The 20,263-nt window shown below is 52.5% G+C and carries 20 protein-coding genes; 10 read left to right on the top strand and 10 right to left on the bottom strand.

Going from position 1 to position 20,263, the window contains the following annotated elements:
* Nucleotides 1-111: 111 nt before the first annotated feature.
* The 6 genes from tsaB (at nucleotide 112) to FFS57_RS13995 (ending at nucleotide 5,119) form a co-directional block, all read left to right on the top strand.
* Complete coding sequence (tsaB, locus tag FFS57_RS14020; RefSeq protein ID WP_137938429.1) at nucleotides 112-792, top strand: tRNA (adenosine(37)-N6)-threonylcarbamoyltransferase complex dimerization subunit type 1 TsaB; 681 nt, start codon at nucleotides 112-114, stop codon at nucleotides 790-792.
* Nucleotides 789-1,232 carry a ribosomal protein S18-alanine N-acetyltransferase gene (rimI, locus tag FFS57_RS14015; protein ID WP_249384000.1) on the top strand — a complete coding sequence of 148 codons (444 nt, stop codon included), beginning with the start codon at nucleotides 789-791 and terminating at the stop codon, nucleotides 1,230-1,232. Before tsaB ends, rimI begins: the two co-directional genes overlap by 4 nt.
* Nucleotides 1,229-2,170, top strand: a complete 942-nt coding sequence (locus FFS57_RS14010) for a uracil-DNA glycosylase (RefSeq protein WP_137938428.1) — start codon at nucleotides 1,229-1,231, stop codon at nucleotides 2,168-2,170. The genes rimI and FFS57_RS14010 overlap by 4 nt, the downstream gene beginning before the upstream one ends.
* Nucleotides 2,167-2,799: an HAD-IA family hydrolase gene (locus tag FFS57_RS14005; RefSeq protein WP_137938427.1), complete on the top strand. Its 633-nt coding sequence runs from the start codon at nucleotides 2,167-2,169 to the stop codon at nucleotides 2,797-2,799. Before FFS57_RS14010 ends, FFS57_RS14005 begins: the two co-directional genes overlap by 4 nt.
* A gap of 260 nt (nucleotides 2,800-3,059) precedes the next feature.
* On the top strand, nucleotides 3,060-3,965 hold the full coding sequence (locus FFS57_RS14000; protein WP_171013938.1) for a putative 2OG-Fe(II) oxygenase: 906 nt from the start codon (nucleotides 3,060-3,062) through the stop codon (nucleotides 3,963-3,965).
* Nucleotides 3,966-4,018: 53 nt separating this feature from the next.
* Entirely contained in the window at nucleotides 4,019-5,119 is a 1,101-nt protein-coding gene (locus tag FFS57_RS13995) for an acyltransferase family protein (protein ID WP_137938425.1), read from the top strand.
* Nucleotides 5,120-5,211: 92 nt separating this feature from the next.
* Here the strand turns inward: FFS57_RS13995 and thrC are convergent, their stop codons facing one another.
* Genes thrC through FFS57_RS13975 form a run of 4 tightly spaced genes read right to left on the bottom strand, consistent with a single transcriptional unit; the run spans nucleotide 5,212 to nucleotide 9,628 of the window.
* Nucleotides 5,212-6,618, bottom strand: a complete 1,407-nt coding sequence (thrC, locus tag FFS57_RS13990; protein WP_137938424.1) for a threonine synthase — start codon at nucleotides 6,616-6,618, stop codon at nucleotides 5,212-5,214.
* A gap of 10 nt (nucleotides 6,619-6,628) precedes the next feature.
* Nucleotides 6,629-7,942, bottom strand: coding sequence for a homoserine dehydrogenase (locus tag FFS57_RS13985; protein ID WP_137938423.1), 1,314 nt, complete (start codon nucleotides 7,940-7,942; stop codon nucleotides 6,629-6,631).
* Between the two features lie 18 nt (nucleotides 7,943-7,960).
* Nucleotides 7,961-8,398 carry a GNAT family N-acetyltransferase gene (locus FFS57_RS13980; protein WP_137938422.1) on the bottom strand — a complete coding sequence of 146 codons (438 nt, stop codon included), beginning with the start codon at nucleotides 8,396-8,398 and terminating at the stop codon, nucleotides 7,961-7,963.
* A 3-nt stretch (nucleotides 8,399-8,401) separates the two neighbouring features.
* Entirely contained in the window at nucleotides 8,402-9,628 is a 1,227-nt protein-coding gene (locus FFS57_RS13975) for a pyridoxal phosphate-dependent aminotransferase (RefSeq protein ID WP_137938421.1), read from the bottom strand.
* A gap of 354 nt (nucleotides 9,629-9,982) precedes the next feature.
* On the opposite strand from FFS57_RS13975, the gene FFS57_RS13970 reads away from it, so the two are divergent.
* Nucleotides 9,983-10,348 carry an Mth938-like domain-containing protein gene (locus FFS57_RS13970; RefSeq protein WP_137938420.1) on the top strand — a complete coding sequence of 122 codons (366 nt, stop codon included), beginning with the start codon at nucleotides 9,983-9,985 and terminating at the stop codon, nucleotides 10,346-10,348.
* Here FFS57_RS13970 and FFS57_RS13965 read toward each other — a convergent pair.
* The 4 genes from FFS57_RS13965 to trpC all read right to left on the bottom strand — a co-directional run bounded on the left by FFS57_RS13965 (nucleotide 10,335) and on the right by trpC (nucleotide 15,134).
* Nucleotides 10,335-11,231, bottom strand: a complete 897-nt coding sequence (locus tag FFS57_RS13965; protein WP_137938419.1) for a hypothetical protein — start codon at nucleotides 11,229-11,231, stop codon at nucleotides 10,335-10,337. The two genes, FFS57_RS13970 and FFS57_RS13965, sit on opposite strands and share 14 nt — an antisense overlap.
* 123 nt (nucleotides 11,232-11,354) lie before the next feature.
* Nucleotides 11,355-12,797: a porin gene (locus FFS57_RS13960; protein WP_137938418.1), complete on the bottom strand. Its 1,443-nt coding sequence runs from the start codon at nucleotides 12,795-12,797 to the stop codon at nucleotides 11,355-11,357.
* A gap of 218 nt (nucleotides 12,798-13,015) precedes the next feature.
* Nucleotides 13,016-14,119 carry a porin gene (locus FFS57_RS13955; protein WP_137938417.1) on the bottom strand — a complete coding sequence of 368 codons (1,104 nt, stop codon included), beginning with the start codon at nucleotides 14,117-14,119 and terminating at the stop codon, nucleotides 13,016-13,018.
* 217 nt (nucleotides 14,120-14,336) lie between these two features.
* Nucleotides 14,337-15,134 (bottom strand): indole-3-glycerol phosphate synthase TrpC, encoded by a 798-nt coding sequence (trpC, locus tag FFS57_RS13950; protein WP_137938416.1) that lies wholly within the window; start codon nucleotides 15,132-15,134, stop codon nucleotides 14,337-14,339.
* 236 nt (nucleotides 15,135-15,370) lie between these two features.
* On the opposite strand from trpC, the gene FFS57_RS13945 reads away from it, so the two are divergent.
* On the top strand, nucleotides 15,371-16,147 hold the full coding sequence (locus FFS57_RS13945; RefSeq protein WP_137938415.1) for a DUF2189 domain-containing protein: 777 nt from the start codon (nucleotides 15,371-15,373) through the stop codon (nucleotides 16,145-16,147).
* 62 nt (nucleotides 16,148-16,209) lie between these two features.
* Here the strand turns inward: FFS57_RS13945 and FFS57_RS13940 are convergent, their stop codons facing one another.
* Nucleotides 16,210-16,959 carry an SDR family oxidoreductase gene (locus FFS57_RS13940; protein WP_137938414.1) on the bottom strand — a complete coding sequence of 250 codons (750 nt, stop codon included), beginning with the start codon at nucleotides 16,957-16,959 and terminating at the stop codon, nucleotides 16,210-16,212.
* A gap of 472 nt (nucleotides 16,960-17,431) precedes the next feature.
* Here FFS57_RS13940 and FFS57_RS13935 point away from each other — a divergent pair, with 472 nt between their 5' ends.
* Nucleotides 17,432-18,382, top strand: a complete 951-nt coding sequence (locus tag FFS57_RS13935; RefSeq protein WP_137938413.1) for a D-2-hydroxyacid dehydrogenase — start codon at nucleotides 17,432-17,434, stop codon at nucleotides 18,380-18,382.
* An 86-nt stretch (nucleotides 18,383-18,468) separates the two neighbouring features.
* Here FFS57_RS13935 and FFS57_RS13930 read toward each other — a convergent pair whose 3' ends face one another.
* Nucleotides 18,469-19,371: a LysR family transcriptional regulator gene (locus FFS57_RS13930; protein ID WP_137938412.1), complete on the bottom strand. Its 903-nt coding sequence runs from the start codon at nucleotides 19,369-19,371 to the stop codon at nucleotides 18,469-18,471.
* Between the two features lie 138 nt (nucleotides 19,372-19,509).
* On the opposite strand from FFS57_RS13930, the gene FFS57_RS13925 reads away from it, so the two are divergent.
* Nucleotides 19,510-20,157: an NAD(P)-dependent oxidoreductase gene (locus FFS57_RS13925; protein WP_137938411.1), complete on the top strand. Its 648-nt coding sequence runs from the start codon at nucleotides 19,510-19,512 to the stop codon at nucleotides 20,155-20,157.
* Nucleotides 20,158-20,263 lie beyond the last annotated feature (106 nt).

Here is a 20,263-nt window from a genome sequence, read left to right as displayed (position 1 = left end):
ATGCTTAAAAGCATATCAATCGTGGTTACTTATAGTAGGTAGACCTCCCCCGCAATCACCCATCGTTAACGGGACTTAGGCCCGAATGCAGCAAAATGGTACAATCGAGGTGTGAAACTACTTGCTCTCGATACCTCTACCGAACATTTGTCCGTCGCCTGTTGGCGCGATGGCGTCGTGACGAGTCGCGAATGCCATGCCGGACAAAAACATTCCGAACTTACCTTACCGATGGTCCGCGCAGTGCTGGATGAAAGCGGGCTCGATCTGGCCAACCTCGATGGCTTGGCCTTCTGTAATGGCCCGGGTTCATTCACGGGCCTTCGCATTGGCTGCGGCCTGATTCAGGGCTTGGCGTTTGCTCATCACTTACCTGTCGTTGGCATCAATAGCCTGATGGCACTGGCACAGGATTGTGGCGGTGAGAAAGTGATCACCTGCATGGATGCACGAATGAATCAGGTGTATTTCGCGGCCTATCAACGTAATCACGATGGCTGGCAAACTGTGATTGCCCCCGGCCTTTATGATCCGGATACCACGCCTTCTCTGCCAGGCGACAGTTGGTATGCGGTCGGCAATGGCTTTACAGCCTTCGCGGATATGCTGCAAACCCGTTATGGCACTCAATTGATCGGCACTGACCCAAGTCGTTATCCACTTGCCACAGCCATTGCTCCGCTGGCGGCCCGTGCATTGGCTGCAGGACAGGGGCAACCAGCCCATGAAGCTACCTTGCTTTATCTACGCGACAAGGTTGCATTGACCGTGCATGAGCAACCCCGCAAATGACACTGCAGTTTGAACGCATGCAGGAAAACGATCTGGATGCCGTGATTGCGATCGAGAACCTGATCTACCCTTACCCATGGACCCGCGGTAATTTTGCGGATTCACTCAAGGCAGGTCACAGTTGCTGGGTTGCCCGTCAAGATGGCACGCAGGTTGGCTACTGCATCATGCAACCAATTGTGGACGAATCACATCTGCTCAACATCAGCATTGCCAAACATCATCAAGGCAAGGGCTGGGGCCGTGCATTACTTGAGTTTGCCATTGAGACCAGCCGTGCACATGGCGCCGCCATCATGCTACTTGAGGTACGCGATTCCAACCAGGTTGCGCAAACGCTTTACTATGCCATGGGGTTTAACCGTACAGGTGAACGAAGAAATTACTATCCAGCCAAACACGGGCGTGAAAATGCCATATTAATGGAGTTGATGCTGTGAGCCGCCGTCAGCTATTGTTAAATGAAATGGGACTGAGGCCGATTTGGCGGTTGCGTGGTAGCGAGCCAGTTGAAGATGGGATATTGATGGCAGACGAGCCCCTCCCCATCGTCACAGCTCCAGCTCCAGCTCCAGCTCCAGCTCCAGCTCCAGCTCCAGCTCCAGCTCCAGCTCCAGCTCCAGCTCCAGCTCCAGCTCCAGCTCCAGCTCCCAGCAGGATATCACCACGTACTGCCACCCAGACAGTGCCTCTAACATCAACAGCAGGTGTTCCGCCGCGTGTCGCACCACCACCTCGTGTATCGATCATTGAGATGGCAACCGTTGTACCGGCAGCGGCCACGTCGGTTCAGACTACTGCCCGCACTCAGACCATTCAACAACTGGATTGGCCAGCGCTTCAACAGCAAGTGGCCACCTGCCGTGCCTGTAAATTGTGCGAATCCCGCAAAAACACGGTTTTCGGGGTAGGTAATCCACAAGCTGACTGGTTGATTGTTGGCGAAGCACCTGGTAGCGAAGAGGACAAACGGGCTGAACCTTTTGTCGGTCCTGCAGGCAAGTTGCTGGACAACATGTTGGGTAGTATAGGTCTGACACGCCAGGAAAACGTCTTCATTGCCAATGTGCTCAAGTGTCGTCCACCGCAAAACCGCGACCCGGACCCGTATGAAGTTGCACAATGCGAACCGTTCCTGCTGAGACAAATCGAGTTGATTCAACCCAAGATCATTGTCGCACTAGGTCGCTTTGCGGCGCAAAGCCTGACCAAGAGTGACGCCCGTATCGGAAGCCTGCGTGGCCGGGTACATCAATACCATGGTCTGCCACTGATCATTACCTATCATCCAGCCTATCTACTACGTAACCTGCCGGATAAAGCCCGTGCATGGGAAGACCTTTGCCTTGCACGTCGTACCTTTGGTGGCCTGCTATGAAGCCATATTGCGTCATATTTGATCTGGATGGTACGCTGGTTGACAGCGAAACCCTCTGCCATCAAGCCATGGTAGATTTGCTACCTGAATTGGAACAAGATGCAGCCACACTGACACGGCATTACCGCGGCATGAAACTGGCGCATATACTCAGCGACCTCGCCGAAACCCATGGGCTTCCTGTTCCGGCTGATTTCGAGCCTCGCTACCGCAAGCGTGTCGTCGAGCTGTTTGAGACCCGCCTGGAACCCATACCTGGCGTACCTGACATGCTCGCTAGACTGAAGCAGCCATTTTGTATTGCCTCCAGTGGCCCCCTAGCCAAAATTCAATACGCTCTGGCAGTCACTGGTCTGGCATCCTACTTTGGCAATCGATTATTCAGCGCTTATGAAATCAACAGCTGGAAACCTGAACCTGATTTATTTCTCCATGCTGCACAAATCATGGGGTATGATCCAGATAAGTGCGTAGTCATTGAGGACAGCAAGGTGGGAGTAGAAGCCGCCAAAGCAGCTGGCATGCGGGCGATACAATTCCTGCCTGCCTCCCATCAACACCACCATCCCTATGCCACACCGTTTGACGACATGTATTCTCTGCCGTCAATTCTGCAGAGACTGACCTAACCCATCTACCTCACTTGCAGCCCTTCTGTAAACGGTATATGCCAGGGTAATCAACACGATCAAGTTGCTGGACATCCGTCACCCAAGTTGCCACCACCTTTGAACCGACAGCCAAATAGTACTGATGCCAAAGATTGCGGCAGCGCAGCGAATCTACTATGCTTTCGGCAACAAGAACACAGTTAAGTATAAGATTTTAATTATATTTCACATAAACCGCTGATAGCAAAATGGCTTTTCAATGGTTTGGTTGGACCCTGATGAATATGATCGTCAATAACGATATCACTGCAGATACCGCTGCAGCCCAATTCGAATTACTGTTTCCCTCCCCAGTCATCTTTTTCGACTGGCCTGACAGTCAAACGCTCAACGAAGCCCTGCGAGATGCGGTCCTGAAACGCAGAGAGACCACAACTGGCGTCGTCAAGACCAACAGAGGGGGCTGGCAGTCCGACACCAATCTACAGGAATGGGATGACCCAGCCACGCAACAGTTGGTTGAGCGCATGCTGAAGCTGGCACAGGAATATGTCGCTCGACAAATCGGCCGACGTGACCCTGCGTTTGAAAGCGGCTGGAAAATTCGTGCTTGGGCCAACGTGAATGAAAAAGGGCATTTCAACCGGACACACGACCACTTAGGCCGCTATTCGTTTTTCTCTGGCGTATATTATGTGAATGTTGGCGATATCGAGTCCGGTCAAGTAGGTGGGGGGCGTACCCGTTTCGAGGATTGGACTCATGTTGCCATCGACATCAACCAAAACACTGATACCCTACGTCGTGATTATCTGATGATGCCGAAAAATGGCCGAATGTTGTTGTTCCCAGCCAGTCTGATGCATTCCGTAGAAATATATGGTGGTGACACACAGCGTATCACCATCGCATTCAATCTATATCACCCTGGTTTCGGCGTGCCACGGCTGGAAGAATTCATGCAACAGTCAGATTGGTGGTGGACCAACTTCCGTGGATTGATGATCGCCAAGCGCAAAGTTCCGGAAAAGTTGTATGCCCTGACCAAGATTCCTGGCCAGCTGCTGGCGCGTAAGGTAGAAAATCCGTTGTCGCTCAATGCCTGGCGACGTCACGTCAACGCGGCGATCGGTCATGCTACAGCGCTGGCCAGTGAGCACTTCGAAGCCAAGCGCAAAGTCTAACCCGCAGACCAGGGTGCTCATTTCCGGCACCCGCCCACCCGCACAGGTAGTGCATGACTCGCCACTTTTCCTTATATCTTGATTTGCTCCGCCTGACCGCTGCATTGGCTGTGCTGTTTTCACACGCCAATATGCGCAGCTTGATTGCCACCAATATCCTGCCGCAATCCTTTGGCCACAATGCCGTGATCGTGTTTTTTCTGCTCTCTGGTTATGTGATTGCGTTTGTGGCCGACACCAAAGAAAACACTGCGCGTGAATACTGGGTCAGCCGCTTTGCCCGCATTTATTCGGTTGCCCTGCCAGCCATTCTGATCACCCCCCTTTTCGACTGGGCTGGCAGCCAGATCGATCCAAGCTTTTACGCTGGCAGCATTACCACCCACGACTATTGGTGGATTCGAATTGCTGCCAGCCTGACCTTTACCAATGAATTATGGCTGGTATCGATCATGCCATTCTCCAATTCCGCCTACTGGTCGCTGTGTTACGAGATGGCCTACTACCTGCTGTTTTCCATCTGGTGCTTTGCACCAGCCAGATTGCGCTGGTTATGGTTAAGCTTGGCATGCCTGCTGATTGGACCAAAGATCTTGTTGTTGGCACCTATCTGGCTGTTCGGTGTCGTGCTTTATCGCAACCAGCGAGGCTATGCCATTACCGAGCCGACAGGCTGGCTGTTGTGGATTGGTTCATTGGTCGGGATCGTGCTTTACCAGTGGATGGATGTCGTCAAACACCTCTCGACCCTGACCGAGCAAGTCCTTGGGACTTGGCTGTACACCCAACTACACTTTTCCAAGCATTTTGTTGGTGATTATCTGCTGGCGCTCATCATTGGCGCCAACTTTCTTGGCTTTCGACGAATTGCCAGTCGTTTTGCAGCACTGTTCACAGCCATTGGCCCAGCCATCCGCAAAGCATCTACCTACACCTTCTCGATCTACTTGTTCCATTTGCCGATATTGTTCTTTTTCAACGTTGCCATTGAAGGTGATCGTCAACAGCTCAGCTACTATCTGACTGTTGTCAGCGCCACGCTGGTAACAACTGTCATGCTGGGTACCATTACAGAACAGCAAAAGGATCGCTTGAAACGGTGGCTCGCCGGGCGAGCGCACGCGCTGGGGACTATCAGCCCGATGTTCAAGTAAGGTTAGCAATTAGACAAACAAATCAGACTTTGATGATTGAAACAAAAACGGCAAGCTTCAATAGCTTGCCGTTTTGCTGGTGGGATATCAGATCAACCAATGTGCGACACGATATATTGCTTAAGCGTCTCCACATCTGCTTTCATCACGTCCACACGCTGCGGCAGCTTTTCCAAGGCATCAGCAAAGGCTGGGCGAGGTGGGCGCTCACCCAGTGCTTCAAGGATAGTTTCCTCAAATTTGATTGGCAGGGCTGTTTCAAGCACAACGGTAGCCACTGTCTTGTCACGCTGCTCCAGTGCCACTTTCATGGCATCAGCAGTATGGGGATCGATTACCACGTCAAATTGCTGTTTGACCAACCGGATGGTCGCCAAGCGGTCGGCATGGTTGCTACGGCCGGAAGTAAAGCCATAAGCACTACCCATTTGCCCGAAGAAGGCCGTTGCAGACAGATCAAACCCGCCAGCTTGATCAACCTGCTGCCACAAGTCAGCCAGCTTTGCACTATCACGTCCAACCAAGTCGAACACAAAGCGTTCGAGATTGGAAGCCTTCGAAATATCCATGGACGGGCTCGAGGTTGGCTGTGCTTCACCTCGTACCTGATAGACACCTGTTCGGAAGAACTCATCCAGTACATCATTTTCATTGGTAGCCACCACCAACCGCTGAATCGGCAACCCCATCTGGCGGGCAATATGACCTGCACAGACATTACCAAAGTTGCCCGATGGCACCACGAAACTGATTTGCTCATCATTGCTTTTCGTGGCAGCAAAATAGCCTTTGAAGTAATACACCACCTGTGCAATGACCCGCCCCCAATTGATGGAGTTGACGGCACCAATTTTGTACTGCGCTTTGAATGTAGCGTCATTATTGACCGCTTTCACCATATCCTGCGCATCATCAAACATGCCTTCGATGGCAATATTGAAGATATTCGAGTCTTGCAGGCTATACATCTGCGCACGCTGAAATGCGCTCATCTTGCCGAACGGGCTTAACATGAACACATTCACGCCCCGTTTGCCGCGCATCGCGTATTCTGCAGCAGATCCGGTATCTCCCGAAGTAGCGCCGACGATGTTGATGGTCTCGTTCCGCTTGGCCAGCACATATTCGAACAGATTACCCAGCAATTGCATGGCCATGTCTTTGAATGCCAGCGTTGGTCCGTTCGACAGCTCAAGAATATGCAGCTTGGGTGTCAGTGTCTTGATCGGCGCAATCTCGGCACTACCGAATACGTGTGCGGTATAAGTACGCTCGATGATATCCTGCAAATCCGTTTCCGGAATATCCGTGGCGAACAGGCGGATGATTTCGAAGGCCAGCTGCGGGTAACTGAGTTGACGCCACGCAGCCAATGTCTCGATGTCAATCTGTGGATACACTGCCGGCACGACCAAACCACCATCCGGCGCCAGGCCACCCAACAGAATATCGCTGAACGACGCTGGTGGCATGCCACCACGAGTTGATATGTACTGCATCCCCGGTTCCTCAGTTGTCGAGCGCTTCAACACGGATACGCGTCACCGCGCCATTGATGGTCGGCAATGCTTCAATCTTGGCAATCGCCGCATTGACATGTTTTTCAATCGCCAGATGAGTCAGGATGATCACATCCGCACGGTCCTCCCCTGCTTCTGGTTCTTTTTGCATCATCGCATCGATCGAGATGCCGGCGTCAGCCAGAATACGGGTCACGTCGGCCAACACACCGGGCTTGTCCGCGGCATTCAGGCGCAGGTAATAACAGGTTTCGATTTCATCAATCGGTAAAATCGGCAAGTCGGCCATCTTGTTCGGCTGGAATGCGAGATGCGGAACACGATGCTCCGGATCAGCCGTTGCCAAACGCGTAACATCGACCAGATCCGCTACCACCGCTGAAGCAGTGGGTTCAGCACCAGCACCAGCGCCGTAATACATGGTCTGACCAACAGCATCACCTTTGGCCAGCACTGCGTTCATCACCCCATTCACATTGGCGATCAGGCGCTTTTCCGGAATCAGGGTCGGGTGTACACGTAACTCAATACCTGATGCCTTGCGTTTGGTTATACCCAGTAACTTAATACGATAACCCAATTGCTCGGCATAACCGATATCCTGACTGGTGAGTTTGGAGATACCTTCCAGATAGGCCTTGGAGAACTGCACGGGAATGCCGAATGCAATCGCCGACATCAATGTCAGCTTATGGCCGGCATCATGGCCTTCAATGTCGAATGTCGGATCTGCCTCCGCGTAACCCAGCCGTTGTGCTTCCTTGAGCACATCTGCAAAGTCGGCACCTTTCTCACGCATCTCGGTCAGAATGAAATTGGAAGTACCATTGATGATGCCTGCAATCCATTCAATCCGGTTGGCGGTCAAGCCTTCTCGCAACGCCTTGATGATCGGAATGCCACCAGCCACCGCTGCTTCAAATGCAACCGTTACGCCTTTTTCCTGGGCACGGGCGAAAATCTCGTTGCCATATTCGGCCAGTAGCTTCTTGTTGGCAGTGACCACGTGCTTACCATTGTCGATGGCCTTCAGCACCATGTCTTTGGCAATGCCTGTACCGCCAATCAATTCAACAACGATATCAATATCAGGATGGTTAACCACTTGATTTGCGTCACTAGTCACTTCGACGCCCGCCCCGACGACCTCGCGTGCGCGGTCGGTGTTCAGGTCGGCCACCATTCGCAATTGAATGGCACGACCAGCGCGGCGGCTGATTTCCTCGGCATTGCGTTTCAGGACGGTGGCAGTGCCACCACCTACGGTACCAATGCCCAACAAACCTACATTGATCGGTTTCATGGTGTACGTGTGTCCGGCTTATAAAGGTTTACGAAAAGAAAACGAGGGAATCACAAAACCCTCGCGAAAGTAAAACTTGTGAGCCTGGGTGCGTTGCGTACCGGATTCCAGCGAGAGATTGGTCGCTCCACGCCTTCTGGCTTCAGTTTCGAGCCAGGCGATCAGCGCGTGGCCGACGCCTTGCGAGCGTTGCGTCTCGTCCGTCACGAGATCATCAACGTAAAAACGCAGCCCGTTGAAGGTATCACGAAAACTGCGAAAAACAGCCAGACCCATGACAGTCTGGCCTTCAATGGCCACAATCATCTCACCGCCATCAGCCATCACAGCTGCCATGACACCAAGGTAGTCGGCAGGCAGTTGTGGGCGCAACTGGCGATGTATCGATTCAGCCCGAACGAGCCAGTCTGCCTCAACCAGCCGTTTGTTGCCATCCGTAATCGCCAGAATATGCATGATTTACACCGCGTGCCGTTTTCGATAGTGCTCAAGGAAGCGAGCGATACGGCCAATGGCATCGGTCAGATCATCACTGTTAGGCAGGAAAACCACCCGGAAATGGTCTGGATTCATCCAGTTGAAGCCAGTACCCTGTACCAGCAACACTTTCTCCTCCAGCAACAACTCAAGAATGAACTGCTGGTCATCGGCAATCGGGTACAACTTGGGATCAAGTTTGGGAAACAGGTACAACGCCCCTTGCGGCTTGACGCAGCTGACACCCGGAATATCCGTCAACAATTGCCAAGCCAGATCACGTTGACGACATAGCCGACCACCTGGGGCAACCAGGTCATCGATACTTTGATAACCACCCAGCGCGGTCTGGATGGCATGTTGTGCCGGCACATTGGCGCATAACCGCATCGAGGCCAACATATTCAGGCCTTCGATATAATCCTTGGCGTGCTTTTTCTCGCCCGAGACAATCATCCAGCCAGCACGATAGCCGCAAGCACGGTAATTCTTCGACAGCCCGCCAAAGGTGATGCACAGCACATCCTCTGCCAGCGAAGCAATCGACGTGTGGGTACGGCCGTCGTACAACACTTTGTCGTAGATCTCATCAGCATAAACAATCAGCTGATGCTGACGAGCCAATGCCAGGATCTCTTTCAATACGTCATCAGAGTACACGGCCCCAGTCGGATTATTCGGGTTGATCACCACGACCGCGCGGGTATTGGGTGTGATCTTGTTGCGAATATCGTTGATATCCGGCAACCACCCCGTTTGCTCATCACAGACATAATGCTGTGCGTGACCACCCGCCAGGCTCACAGCAGCAGTCCAGAGTGGGTAGTCAGGCGCAGGCACCAACACTTCGTCACCGTTGTTGAGCAAGGCTTGCATCGACATCACAATCAGCTCGGAGACTCCGTTACCGATATAGATGTCGTCGATGGCCACACCCACTACCTTTTTCTGCTGGGTATAATGCATGACCGCCTTGCGAGCCGAGAACAAGCCCTTGGAATCGCAATAACCCGAGGCATCAGGCAGATTGTGGATTACATCCTGCAGAATTTCGTCAGGCGCCATGAAACCAAATGGCGCCGGGTTGCCGATGTTCAGTTTGATGATGCGGTGCCCCTCGTCTTCCATCTGTTTGGCCCGTTCCAGAACGGGGCCACGGATGTCATAACAGACGTTGAGCAATTTATTGGACTTGAGAATGGGTTGCATGACCAGACTTTCTAACTTTGTTATTCAACAGGTTGCGCGTCTTGTCGGGCGCGCGGCCGGGCGGGGGATTGATTATCGGCGCCCGCGACGGGCCATCGCGGTGGCGCAAACATAACGTCGCGCCGCGATACCTTCCCGGGTAGCCCGGGCAATTGAAAACAAATGGTCAATCACGCAATCTTCCTTCGAATTCGCCACAAATGGACGAAATATATTGCAGATGAAACGGGTTATAATCCTACCTGACTAAATGGTGCACTGCAAAGAAAAGTCTGTGCATCCCAAGACTCAACAAGTGACAACGCCAGGATGGCGATTTGGCGACTCATTCAACCTTTGTGATCAACTGACGCTATGAAGCTGCATCTTTCCACCACAGAAGGCTACTTGTTCACCGGCTATGGTGAAGGCTATGTCGATATCAACAGAAACCGGCACGAAGGCAATCTGCTGGTGACTGCCAATACCATTGTACCTTGGAGCACGCCAGACTTTGCCAGCCTGGATGAAAGTCACTTCACGCGCATTCTCGAACATGACCCAGAAGTCGTGCTACTGGGCACGGGTGCGCGCCTACGTTTTCCGCATCCTCGTTTATACAAGGCGCTGACTGCCCGCCAGGTCGGGCTGGAAGTGATGGATACGGCAGCCATGTGCCGCACCTTCAATATTTTGACCACAGAAGGTAGACGAGTAGTGGCTGCCATCATCCACGACTAATAACCTTGGTATTGGCCCGCAAGCAAAATCCCTTTCCTGCATCGTCGTATATCCAGTCTGTTTTCGTCTGCCGATTTTCTGTGGCAGCAGACCATAAACCCTCCTGCATCGCTTGAAAGAGCTTTGCAGCGCGGTCGGCAGTCTGCCGGGCTTGGTCCGCAGCGCTTGGCACAGCATATCGAAACGACGTTTCAGCAAACCGCAATACACCATCTTTTGCGCCATACCACAAGGTCACATCAGCTTTTGCTTTTATGCCAGCAAAAATGATGTTGGGCAAATCATAGGTTTCTTCTCGAATTTCTGTACCACCAACAACTGCCAATGGCCCCTTTGCCAGAGGCCACCCGTTCAGTGCGGGAAACAATTGGCGCAACGAATCCAGATCTGCTGGCGGCAACGCAACATCCCGAGATACCGAACGGGATACCTTGGTCTCCATTGGTGGCGAGATATCCTCTTCCAACTTGGCGCTCTCTTCTGCCTCATTCAATTTCATTCGTTGAATTGACTCTGTATCAGCAGAGCGTGTTTTCAGCGTGAGCACCTGTCGTTCGCCATTCGCCCGCACCCGCAGGATCAAACCCGCAGCACGCAACCCACACTCCCCTGGTTGATCCAAATAATGAACGACCCGTGTCTTGTCACGTTTCACTTGGCCAGCCACCTTGGTGCCGGTAACTTGGCCCGCCCAAACGGCCTGGGCTTCTGCATACTTCAACACAACTGCCTTGAGGTCATCGCGTGTTGCAAATGGCGCTGTTTGCAACGGTAATTTAAATTCACGTGACGATACCTCCGCCCTCACCCATCCCGGCATGGCCATCCCTATCATCACAACCCATGTCGGGATAACGAATCGATTCACACGCGTTGTATTCATATCGCGCCCTTAATCGCTCGCATTCAGATTCCACCCGAATTTTGCCATGCAAACCGTAAGTAAGAAAAAGCCGCCAAGCAGGCGGCTCTTCATTTCGCAATCAGTACCTCGCCAAGCCACGCATCAGAAATTGTGGCTAATACCCACCTGATAGGAACTCGGGTCTGCACCACGGGGTGTCGCCACAAATGGCGCCTGACGCCCACTATCACCGGTCACCGCACCATTAATAAAGAAATTGTATGCCGCATTGGCTTCATTTTCGACACGGGCATAAGTGGTGTAGAGATTCGTACGTTTGGACAAGTTGTAGAAGCCCGTCAGTTGATAGTAGTGCGCTCCGGACTCGTTATCGGTACTGCCATTCCATTGCTTGATATCATTGGCCTTGGCATAGGTGGCAAATACATCAAAGGCATCCGAGAACTTGTAGCTGGCACCCAGTACCCAGGTTTCACGGCTAGCATCCCCGACAGTTTGTGGTGCACCGGTCAAGCGACTCAGGTTTTGCACATTTTGCGCAAAAGCAGCGTTGTATTTGTTGACCTGCCGTTCAAACACCATTCCTAGACGGAGTGCTGGTGTCAGATTCGCCCCTAAAGAGAATTTCACTCCATAGGCTTTGTCGATAATACCGCCTGCCACCAGTGGCACGGGATCTTTTTCTTGCATGAATGCCAAGCTGGTAAACATCCAACCTGGGAAGTATGCAATGGTGACCTCGGTAGCTTGCGGTCTAACTTGACGCCCGCCAGTCAACCCGTTCAGGCCAGCGGCAATTCCGGTAAAACCATTATTGCCCGTGTCATCCAGATTGTATACGCCTTTGGATTCAGGTGCTGTTGTCGCCACCAGCGCAGAGAGGCCTTTGAAATTAGGTGAACGATATTGGATGACATTGCTGGCACGGTTGCCAACGTTGTAAAACGGGACAGCAAAACTGGAAAGCGGTAGCAGTCTCGCATCAACAGCCCCAGGTGGTAATGCTGACAGTCGGGGAATAAACCCTGCTGCAGCCCCACCTGAATTGAACGCATAACCCAGTACAGCCAATGCGGTTGAGTTGTTGCCCGAACGCAGCAAATGCAGTTCATTGGGAACGTGCTTATCAAAGTACATGTCCAGGCGACCGGCTTGCAACGTGCCATACTTGCCACGCAGCCCAACAAATGACTGGCGGGTACCAATCGTGGCTTGTCCTGACGCCGGCTTGGATACATCAGAGAAAGCGCAACCCACATAGCCACAACCATCATCGGGCTTGATCGCCGATTCGATCTGGAAGAAGGCAGTCATCCCACCACCCAAATCTTCCTGCCCTTTGATCCCCAGATGCGACAACGCATCCGTCACGCGGGTTTTCGAAGGAATATCCGTCTGCCCATTCGCCAATGCTGCATTTACAGGCGTATTGTAAGGCGAGGTTGCGTCATACTGTGTTGCGCCTTTGGCTTGAACTTGCTCCAACCCCATGGCCACATGGCCGTACACTGTAACTGATTCGGCAAACGCGACTGGCATCGCCATCGCCAAACTGATAGCCAGCACGGAACGCTTGATTTGCATTATTTTCTCTCCCTCTTTGACACCCGCTGTCCATCAGCCGATGTATTACATACCCATATTCGGGTTTTTACTGATTCTGCCAAGACGCCATCAGGCATGACAAGTGCTTTTATTCTAATTTCCTGATTCAGCCAGGCCGATGTTGCATATGTGCAACCCCCAATAAAAAACGGGTGCCGATTGGCACCCGTCTTCGTAGGGCAGTCTAAACGTGAAGCTTAGAACTTGTGACGCAGACCTACGCCGAACGCTTCCGGATCTTGACCAACAGTCACACCCAGTGCGTTGGTATCGAAGTCAAACGCTGCATTCTTCTGGTTGTCGATCTTGGTGTAGAACGCCATGGCTTCGGTACGCTTGGAGAAAGCATAACCAGCACCCAGCATGAATTGCTTGGCCTTGGTATCGTCGGTTGTCTCTACCGCAGAGTTGGACTTCAACTTGCGAGCTTCAACAAAAGCCGCGCGCAGCTGAATGGCACCAATATCAAACGTACCGCCCAGCGTCCAGCTATCGCGCTTACGCTTGTAGGAAGAGACTGCGCCAGAAGCGGGCATCTTCTCTTCTGTATGCTCTACGCCACCAATGATCTTGGCAGGACCGAACTTCACAGCTGCGTAACCGATGAAAGCGTCAGTCTTCACATCAGCATTTGCTTTGTAGTTCAACTCAGCATCTTCATGATGCAAGTAGCCAATACCACCCTCAAACATATCTGATTTGTAGATTGCATTGGCAGACCACAGGTTGGTGTCAATTGCCTTGGCAGTAGCGGTTGCTGGTTCTTTGTTTTCAGCAGTGCCATACATAACCGATGTCGTGAAACCACCAAAGTTCGGCGATTCATACCAAATTGCATTGTTGGCACGCTGATCGCCACGGTGCATCAAACCTTTGGCGCCGTTGATGTCAGCAGAACCGACCATACCGAAGGTGAGTGCATCACCACCAGTTTGCTTGTAAGGCGTATCATGGCGACCCAACTTGATCGCACCAAAACCGCCACCCAGACCAACATACGAGTTACGGGAAGCGAACGTGCCACTCGAACCATCATCCAGCTTGACAGCCTGTTCAACTTGCCACAAAGCCTTCATACCGCCGCCCAGTTCTTCCTGGCCCTTGAAACCGATGCGGGAAGTCCAGTCAGCAACGCGTGACTTAGAAATGGTAGCAGCGGTGGAGGCAGAATCTGTGTTCTTGGTCTTGATGTGCTCAACACCTACACGAGCCTGACCATACAGGGTCACACTGTTTTCTGCCATGGCGAGCGGTGCAGCAACTGCGCCTGCTACGGCGATTGCAATCAGTTTCTTGTTCATTCGATGCTCCTTGAGGTTTGTATCTTACTTTTGCGGCCGCATACCATACGACCAGCTCCCTTTGGGGAAACCTGACAGCCATTTTGCCAAAGCGGGAAAACGCAGGGCAAGCTTGCACGCAGGTTAACGCGCTTTTATCTGTGCAAGAGTTGCAAATACGCAACAGATTGCGGTGGCATTGTCTGATCTGTGCATTACATGGCGATGACAGCATGCATCAAGTGGCGTCGGCAAATAGCCTGGCCAACTCCATACCAGGCTCCGGCGCCCGCATGAATGCCTCCCCAACCAGGAAGGTATGCACATTGTGTTGACGCATCAGGGCAACATCAGCTGACGTCAGTATCCCGCTTTCGGTGACCACGATCCGATCAGCAGGTATAGCCGCCAACAGGTCCAGAGTCGTTGCCAGCGATACGTCGAATGTCCGCAAATTACGGTTGTTGATCCCAATCAAAGGCGTTGCAAGCTGCAAAGCCAATTGCAATTCTTCCCCATTGTGCACCTCCACCAGTACCGCCATCCCCAACTGCTGAGCAATTGACTCAAAACGCTGCATGGTGACCAAGTCCAACGCCGCTGCAATCAACAAAATGCAATCAGCCCCCATGGCACGTGCTTCGTACACCTGATACTCGTCTACCAGAAAATCCTTGCGCAACACCGGCAAATCACATGCGGCCCGCGCCGCTTGCAGATAGGCCACGTCCCCCTGAAAAAACTGGCGGTCCGTCAAAACAGAAAGGCATGCCGCACCATGTTTGGCATAGCTCGCTGCAATCTCTGCAGGTTGAAAGTTCTCACGGATCACCCCCTTGCTTGGGCTGGCTTTTTTGATTTCGGCAATGACAGCAGGCAAATGTCGCTGAAGCTTGCTACGAATGGCACCGACAAAATCACGTGCTGGTGCCTGCCCCGCAGCTGCTGCGCGTACTGCATCCAATGGCTGAATTGCGCGTGCCGCGGCGACCTCGTCATGCTTGACGGCGAGAATGGTATTCAGGATATCCGACATGGGCGTGCTTTGACCTGAGGTAAGTGAAGGGAGGCCGCTATTGTAGTGGTGCATTGCAACAGCCTCAACCCGCATGATAAGGCGGATATATGGCAGAACAGCACTGCTTGCAATTTACCGACCACGGGCGCTAAATAACTGTTGCAACAACAAAAAAACCACAGCCCGTATTTCTGGCCAAATCGGCCATGAATGTCATGATGGCAAACAATAACGATTCCGAAGGAGAGAACACGATGCAGGACACACTGCAGCCGGAGCAAACCGTACCCAGCTTTCCCACCATCCGTAATGTGCCGATGCAAGAACCCTTCAAATGGCTGGCGCTGGCTTGGCGCGATTTTCGCAACGCGCCGTTTCCCTGTTTGTTCTATGGACTGATATTCAGCTTGATGGGCGTCTTCCTACATCGAATATTTGTTGCCGCACCACACCAGACCATCACGCTGGTAACCGGTTTCATGTTGTTGGGGCCGTTTTTGGCCATGGGACTTTATGAAACCAGTCGCCGACTGGAAATGCAGGAGGCCGTCAGCCTGCTCCCCACCCTCTCAGCCTGGCGGCAAAACCTGTCCGGCATCGGCTTATTTGCCATGATCCTTGCCCTGATGTTTGCCGGATGGATGCGGGTTTCCGTTGTCGTTTTCGCACTGTTTTATACCGATCAGATACCCACACTGGACAGTATGCTGTCAACGACATTTTTCACCGAAGACAACCTGCCCTTCCTGTTGGTCTATTTTGGTAGCGGATTTATATTTGCCGCATTGGTGTTTGCCATTAGCGTCGTGTCGATCCCGATGTTGCTGGATCGTGATGGCGATACCTTGATTGCCATTTTTACCAGCAGCCTGGCCATGTGGCGCAACCCGGCTGCCATGTTGGTATGGGGCTTGATCATTGTGGCGTGCTGTATCATCGGCTTCGTCACTTACTATACGGGCCTGATTCTGACCATGCCACTGATTGGCCTGGCCAGTTGGCATGCTTATCGCGATATTGTGGCTCGCTAGCTTTTCCAGCAAATTTAAAAGCCCCACCTGATTGACGGGGCTTTTTGCTGCCACTGTGTAGATCAATGTTCCTGTAGACGGGGTCGAATCATGATCTCGCTCACATCAACGTGGTCAGGCTGAGCAATCGCAAACATGATGGCAGCAGCCACATCTTCCGGGCGCAAGATTTCAGCATCTGGCCCCCATACCCCCCCTTTGGATGTTACCTCTTCTCGAATCGGGTCAACACGAATACTCTTTGGCAGCTCGGTTGCTACTGCACCCGGCTGGATGTCTGTAACCCTTACGCCATAATGGAGTGCTTCTTTGCGCAAGGCGTCGGACACCGCCCGTAACCCCGCCTTGCTGGCACAAAAGACCGCAGCTGAGGCAAACGTCACTTTGGCAGCCACAGAACTCAAATTGATGATATGGCCGTTCTTGCGTTCCTTCATCGTAGGCAACACGGCAGCAATGGCATACAGTGCACCTTTCAGGTTCACATCAATGATTTTTTCCCACTCGTCAACCCGGACCATATGCATCGGTGATAGCGGCATCACCCCCGCGTTGTTGATCAAAACATCAATCCCGCCCATTGCACTCAACTCTTTCCCCAACTCTTCCATCGCTGCCCGCTCAGAGACGTCCACGGGCCGAATAATGGGCTTGCCCCCAGCCTGAGATACCTCATCAGCCAGATCAACCAGCAGATTCTCGCGACGTGCCGTAAGCACAACTTCCGCACCCGAAGTGGCGAGGCTGCGCGCCGTTGCTGCGCCGATACCGCTGGACGCGCCGGTAATCCATACTCTCTTTCCTTGCAACATGATTGCCTGCTCTCCCATCTTGATTCCGCCTGTCTATCAGGCTCTGTCGACATCGTACCAAGTCACACTGCGTTATATTTTGTACGACAACTGCCAGTCGTCGAAGCCCACCAATTCTTTCATACAGCACTGTAAGCAATCCCAATTCCCCGACAACCAAGGGAAGAACAGCGCGCAGCATCAGGCTACCAGCACATTATCCGACACCATGTTCTTTCGAAAGGATATTGAGGATATCTAATACGTGTCGCTGTTCAATGTGCCAGCAAATCACTCCACGGCCCCATATGCACGCATCAAAGTGGCCAACATCATAGCGCGTTCCGCCCCCTTAGTAAGGCTGACAGCGCTATCTCAATCGTCGTCGCCAGTCAGCGATGCAAACAGCATGCATCCAACCATCTACTCGCTGGGCATGCTCGGTTATCAATCCCTATAATGCTCATCCTCGCCGCATAGGAGCTACCACCACATGAATCCGTTGATTGTCTTTCTTGATCGTCAAAGCCTACCCGCTACACTGCGGTCGCCCGCATTTCCACATCGCTGGGTCGATTACCCTCAAACCAACCCAGAACAGGTGATTGAGCGCCTACAAGGCGCATGCATTGCCATTAGCAACAAAGTGCCCATCACCGCAGACATGCTTTCAAAGCTACCGGATTTGCAGTTGATTGCCGTTGCAGCCACTGGTGTAAACCAGATCGATCTGGCTGCATGCAAGGCACGCGGTGTCACTATCTGTAATGTTCGGGACTATGCCCGGCATACAGTACCGGAGCATGTGATGATGTTGATCCTAAGCTTGTCTCGAAATTTGTTCGCCTATCGTCAGTCAGTGCAAGCTGGCGAATGGCAGCAATCATCACAGTTTTGTCTGTCTCAGCACCCCGTACGGGACTTGGCAGATATGACCTTGGGCATATTCGGGCGAGGCTCACTTGGTGATGGCGTTGTCACACTGGCAAAAGCTTTTGGCATGCGAGTGCTGTTTGCCGAACGAAAAGGAACAACAACCACGCGACCAGACTACACGCCATTCGATGAGGTATTGCGGCAGGCAGATGTCATTTCCCTGCACCTTCCAGCCAACGAGTCAACTCAACACACACTGTCACATCGAGAATTCAACCTGATGCAACGGCATGCCCTGGTAATCAATACGGCACGCGGTAGCTTGATCGACGAAGCAGCTTTGATTGATGCCCTTCAGCAACAGCGAATTGGTGGGGCTGGACTGGATGTCATCAGCAGTGAGCCACCACGCGAAGGCAATCCTTTATTATCACTGAATCTACCTAATTTGATCATCACCCCACATTGCGCATGGCTTGGCTCTGGCGCCATCACAACGCTGACTGATCAGTTGATTGGAAATATTGAAGCTTTTGTAGCAGGTTCGCCACGCCATCAGGTCAATTGATTTGTTTACCCCAGCAAACAACACATATAGCCCTATTGGCATTCGCCCATACACATGTATAACGGCCAGCCTGCTCCGGTAAGTGCTCAAGCTCCCGCAGCGTCCATATGCTGCCTGAGGAAATCAATGAGTGAACGCACTTTGGCAGGTGGCTGACGGGTGGTTGGATACACAGCATACGTACCGCCGGCAGGTAGCTGCTGGTCTGGCACCAGCCGGCAAAGCCTACCGATGGCCAGATCTCCCATCACCATATAGTCTGGCAGTATGGCCCCCCCCAAACCCGCTCGCGCCATTTCCATCAAGATGGTGGTAGAGTTGGCCTTGAGCACAGCGCGCAGTCTTACTAATGTCTCGGCTCCTGTCGGGTCTGTAAACCGCCAGGACAAAGGTGCCCGCAATGCCGTCAACGCCAGCCAAGGCAACTCGGCAAGCATGGCAGGCTGGTTTGGCACCCCAACACGTGCCAGCAATCCCGGTGCCGCCACTGGAACTTGTTCAAACTGGCCCAATTTGGTGGCTCGCAAGCTGGAATCACTTAATGTTCCCATCCGGATCGCCAGATCCACCCCTTCGGCAACCAGATCCACTTGCTGATCAGTCGCCAGAATTTCCAATTGCACTCGAGGGTGTTGCAAAGCAAACTGGGCCAGCACGGGCGCCAATATCTGGCCGGCGTAATCAGCAGGTGCCGTCAGTTTCAAACGACCGGACAACTCAGCCGCACCACTCCCCATACTAGCTACCGCATCTTGCAAGCCTTGCAATAAGGGCTCACTCAGCCCAAGCAATGCCTCACCTGATTCAGTCAATGTCACGCGTCGAGTGGTGCGGGCAAATAGGGTCACGCCAAGCTCCAACTCCAACTGCCCCACTTGTTGACTGACCATAGATTTAGCCACCCCCATCCGTTCTGCAGCGGCCGTAAATCCTCCAGCCTGTGCAACGGCAATGAACATTGAAAGTCGATTGAGGTCAGGCAACACCATGAGAAACCCGCTATAAAGAGAAAAGTCTTTAATTGTTCTTAATTCAAGAACAGTAAAAACAACAATAGCTAGTTTATCAGATCAATAACAACTGCGATGATGCATTCACATCAAGTCAACCCACCAAGGAGTTTCCTCATGAAAATCGCATTGATCGGTGCCACAGGTTTTGTCGGCCAAGCCATTCTGAATGAAGCACTGGCACGTGGTCACCACGTCACGGCTATTGTTCGCGACCCCAGCAAGTTGCCACAACACGCCAATCTGACTGCGAACAAGTTGGATGTATTTGATACTGCTGCCCTGACCGCCGTGTTGGCCGGGCACGACAGCGTGATCAACGCCTACAATGGCGGTTGGAATAACCCAAACATCTATCAAGATGGTGTCAAAGCCCATACCAGCATCATCAACGCATCCGTACAGGCCAGCACGCGGTATTTTCTGCAAGTCGGGGGGGCTGGTAGCATGGAGATTGCCCCTGGCCTGGATCTGATCGATACGCCTGAATTTCCCGAACAATGGAAACAAGGCGCACTGGCAACACGTGAAGCCTATCGACTTCTGAAACAAAAGGTCGGCATGGCATGGACCTTTCTGGCCCCTGCACCAGACCTGCACCCTGGAGAACGTACTGGCCGCTATGAGGTGATTGTTGATCGATCTCCACTACAAGTGACGCAAAGCCCGAACCTCACCTCACCAGACTATGCCGTTGCCGTGTTGGATGAAATTGAATCACCCAAGCATGACAAGCAACGTTTTAGCGCCTTCTACGCCGGATAAATCAAGCCTGACCTATCATATCAACGCATAATACAATCAGGCCCGACACATTAGTCGAGCCTGATTTGTTTGAATCGTTCATCATTAGCCGATAGGCACTTCTGGC

It is taken from the genome of Chitinivorax sp. B, from assembly GCF_005503445.1.
Taxonomy (GTDB): Bacteria; Pseudomonadota; Gammaproteobacteria; order Burkholderiales; family SCOH01; genus Chitinivorax.
Note: the sequence above shows the minus strand (reverse complement) of the source record. Positions and strands in the feature narration are given on the sequence as shown.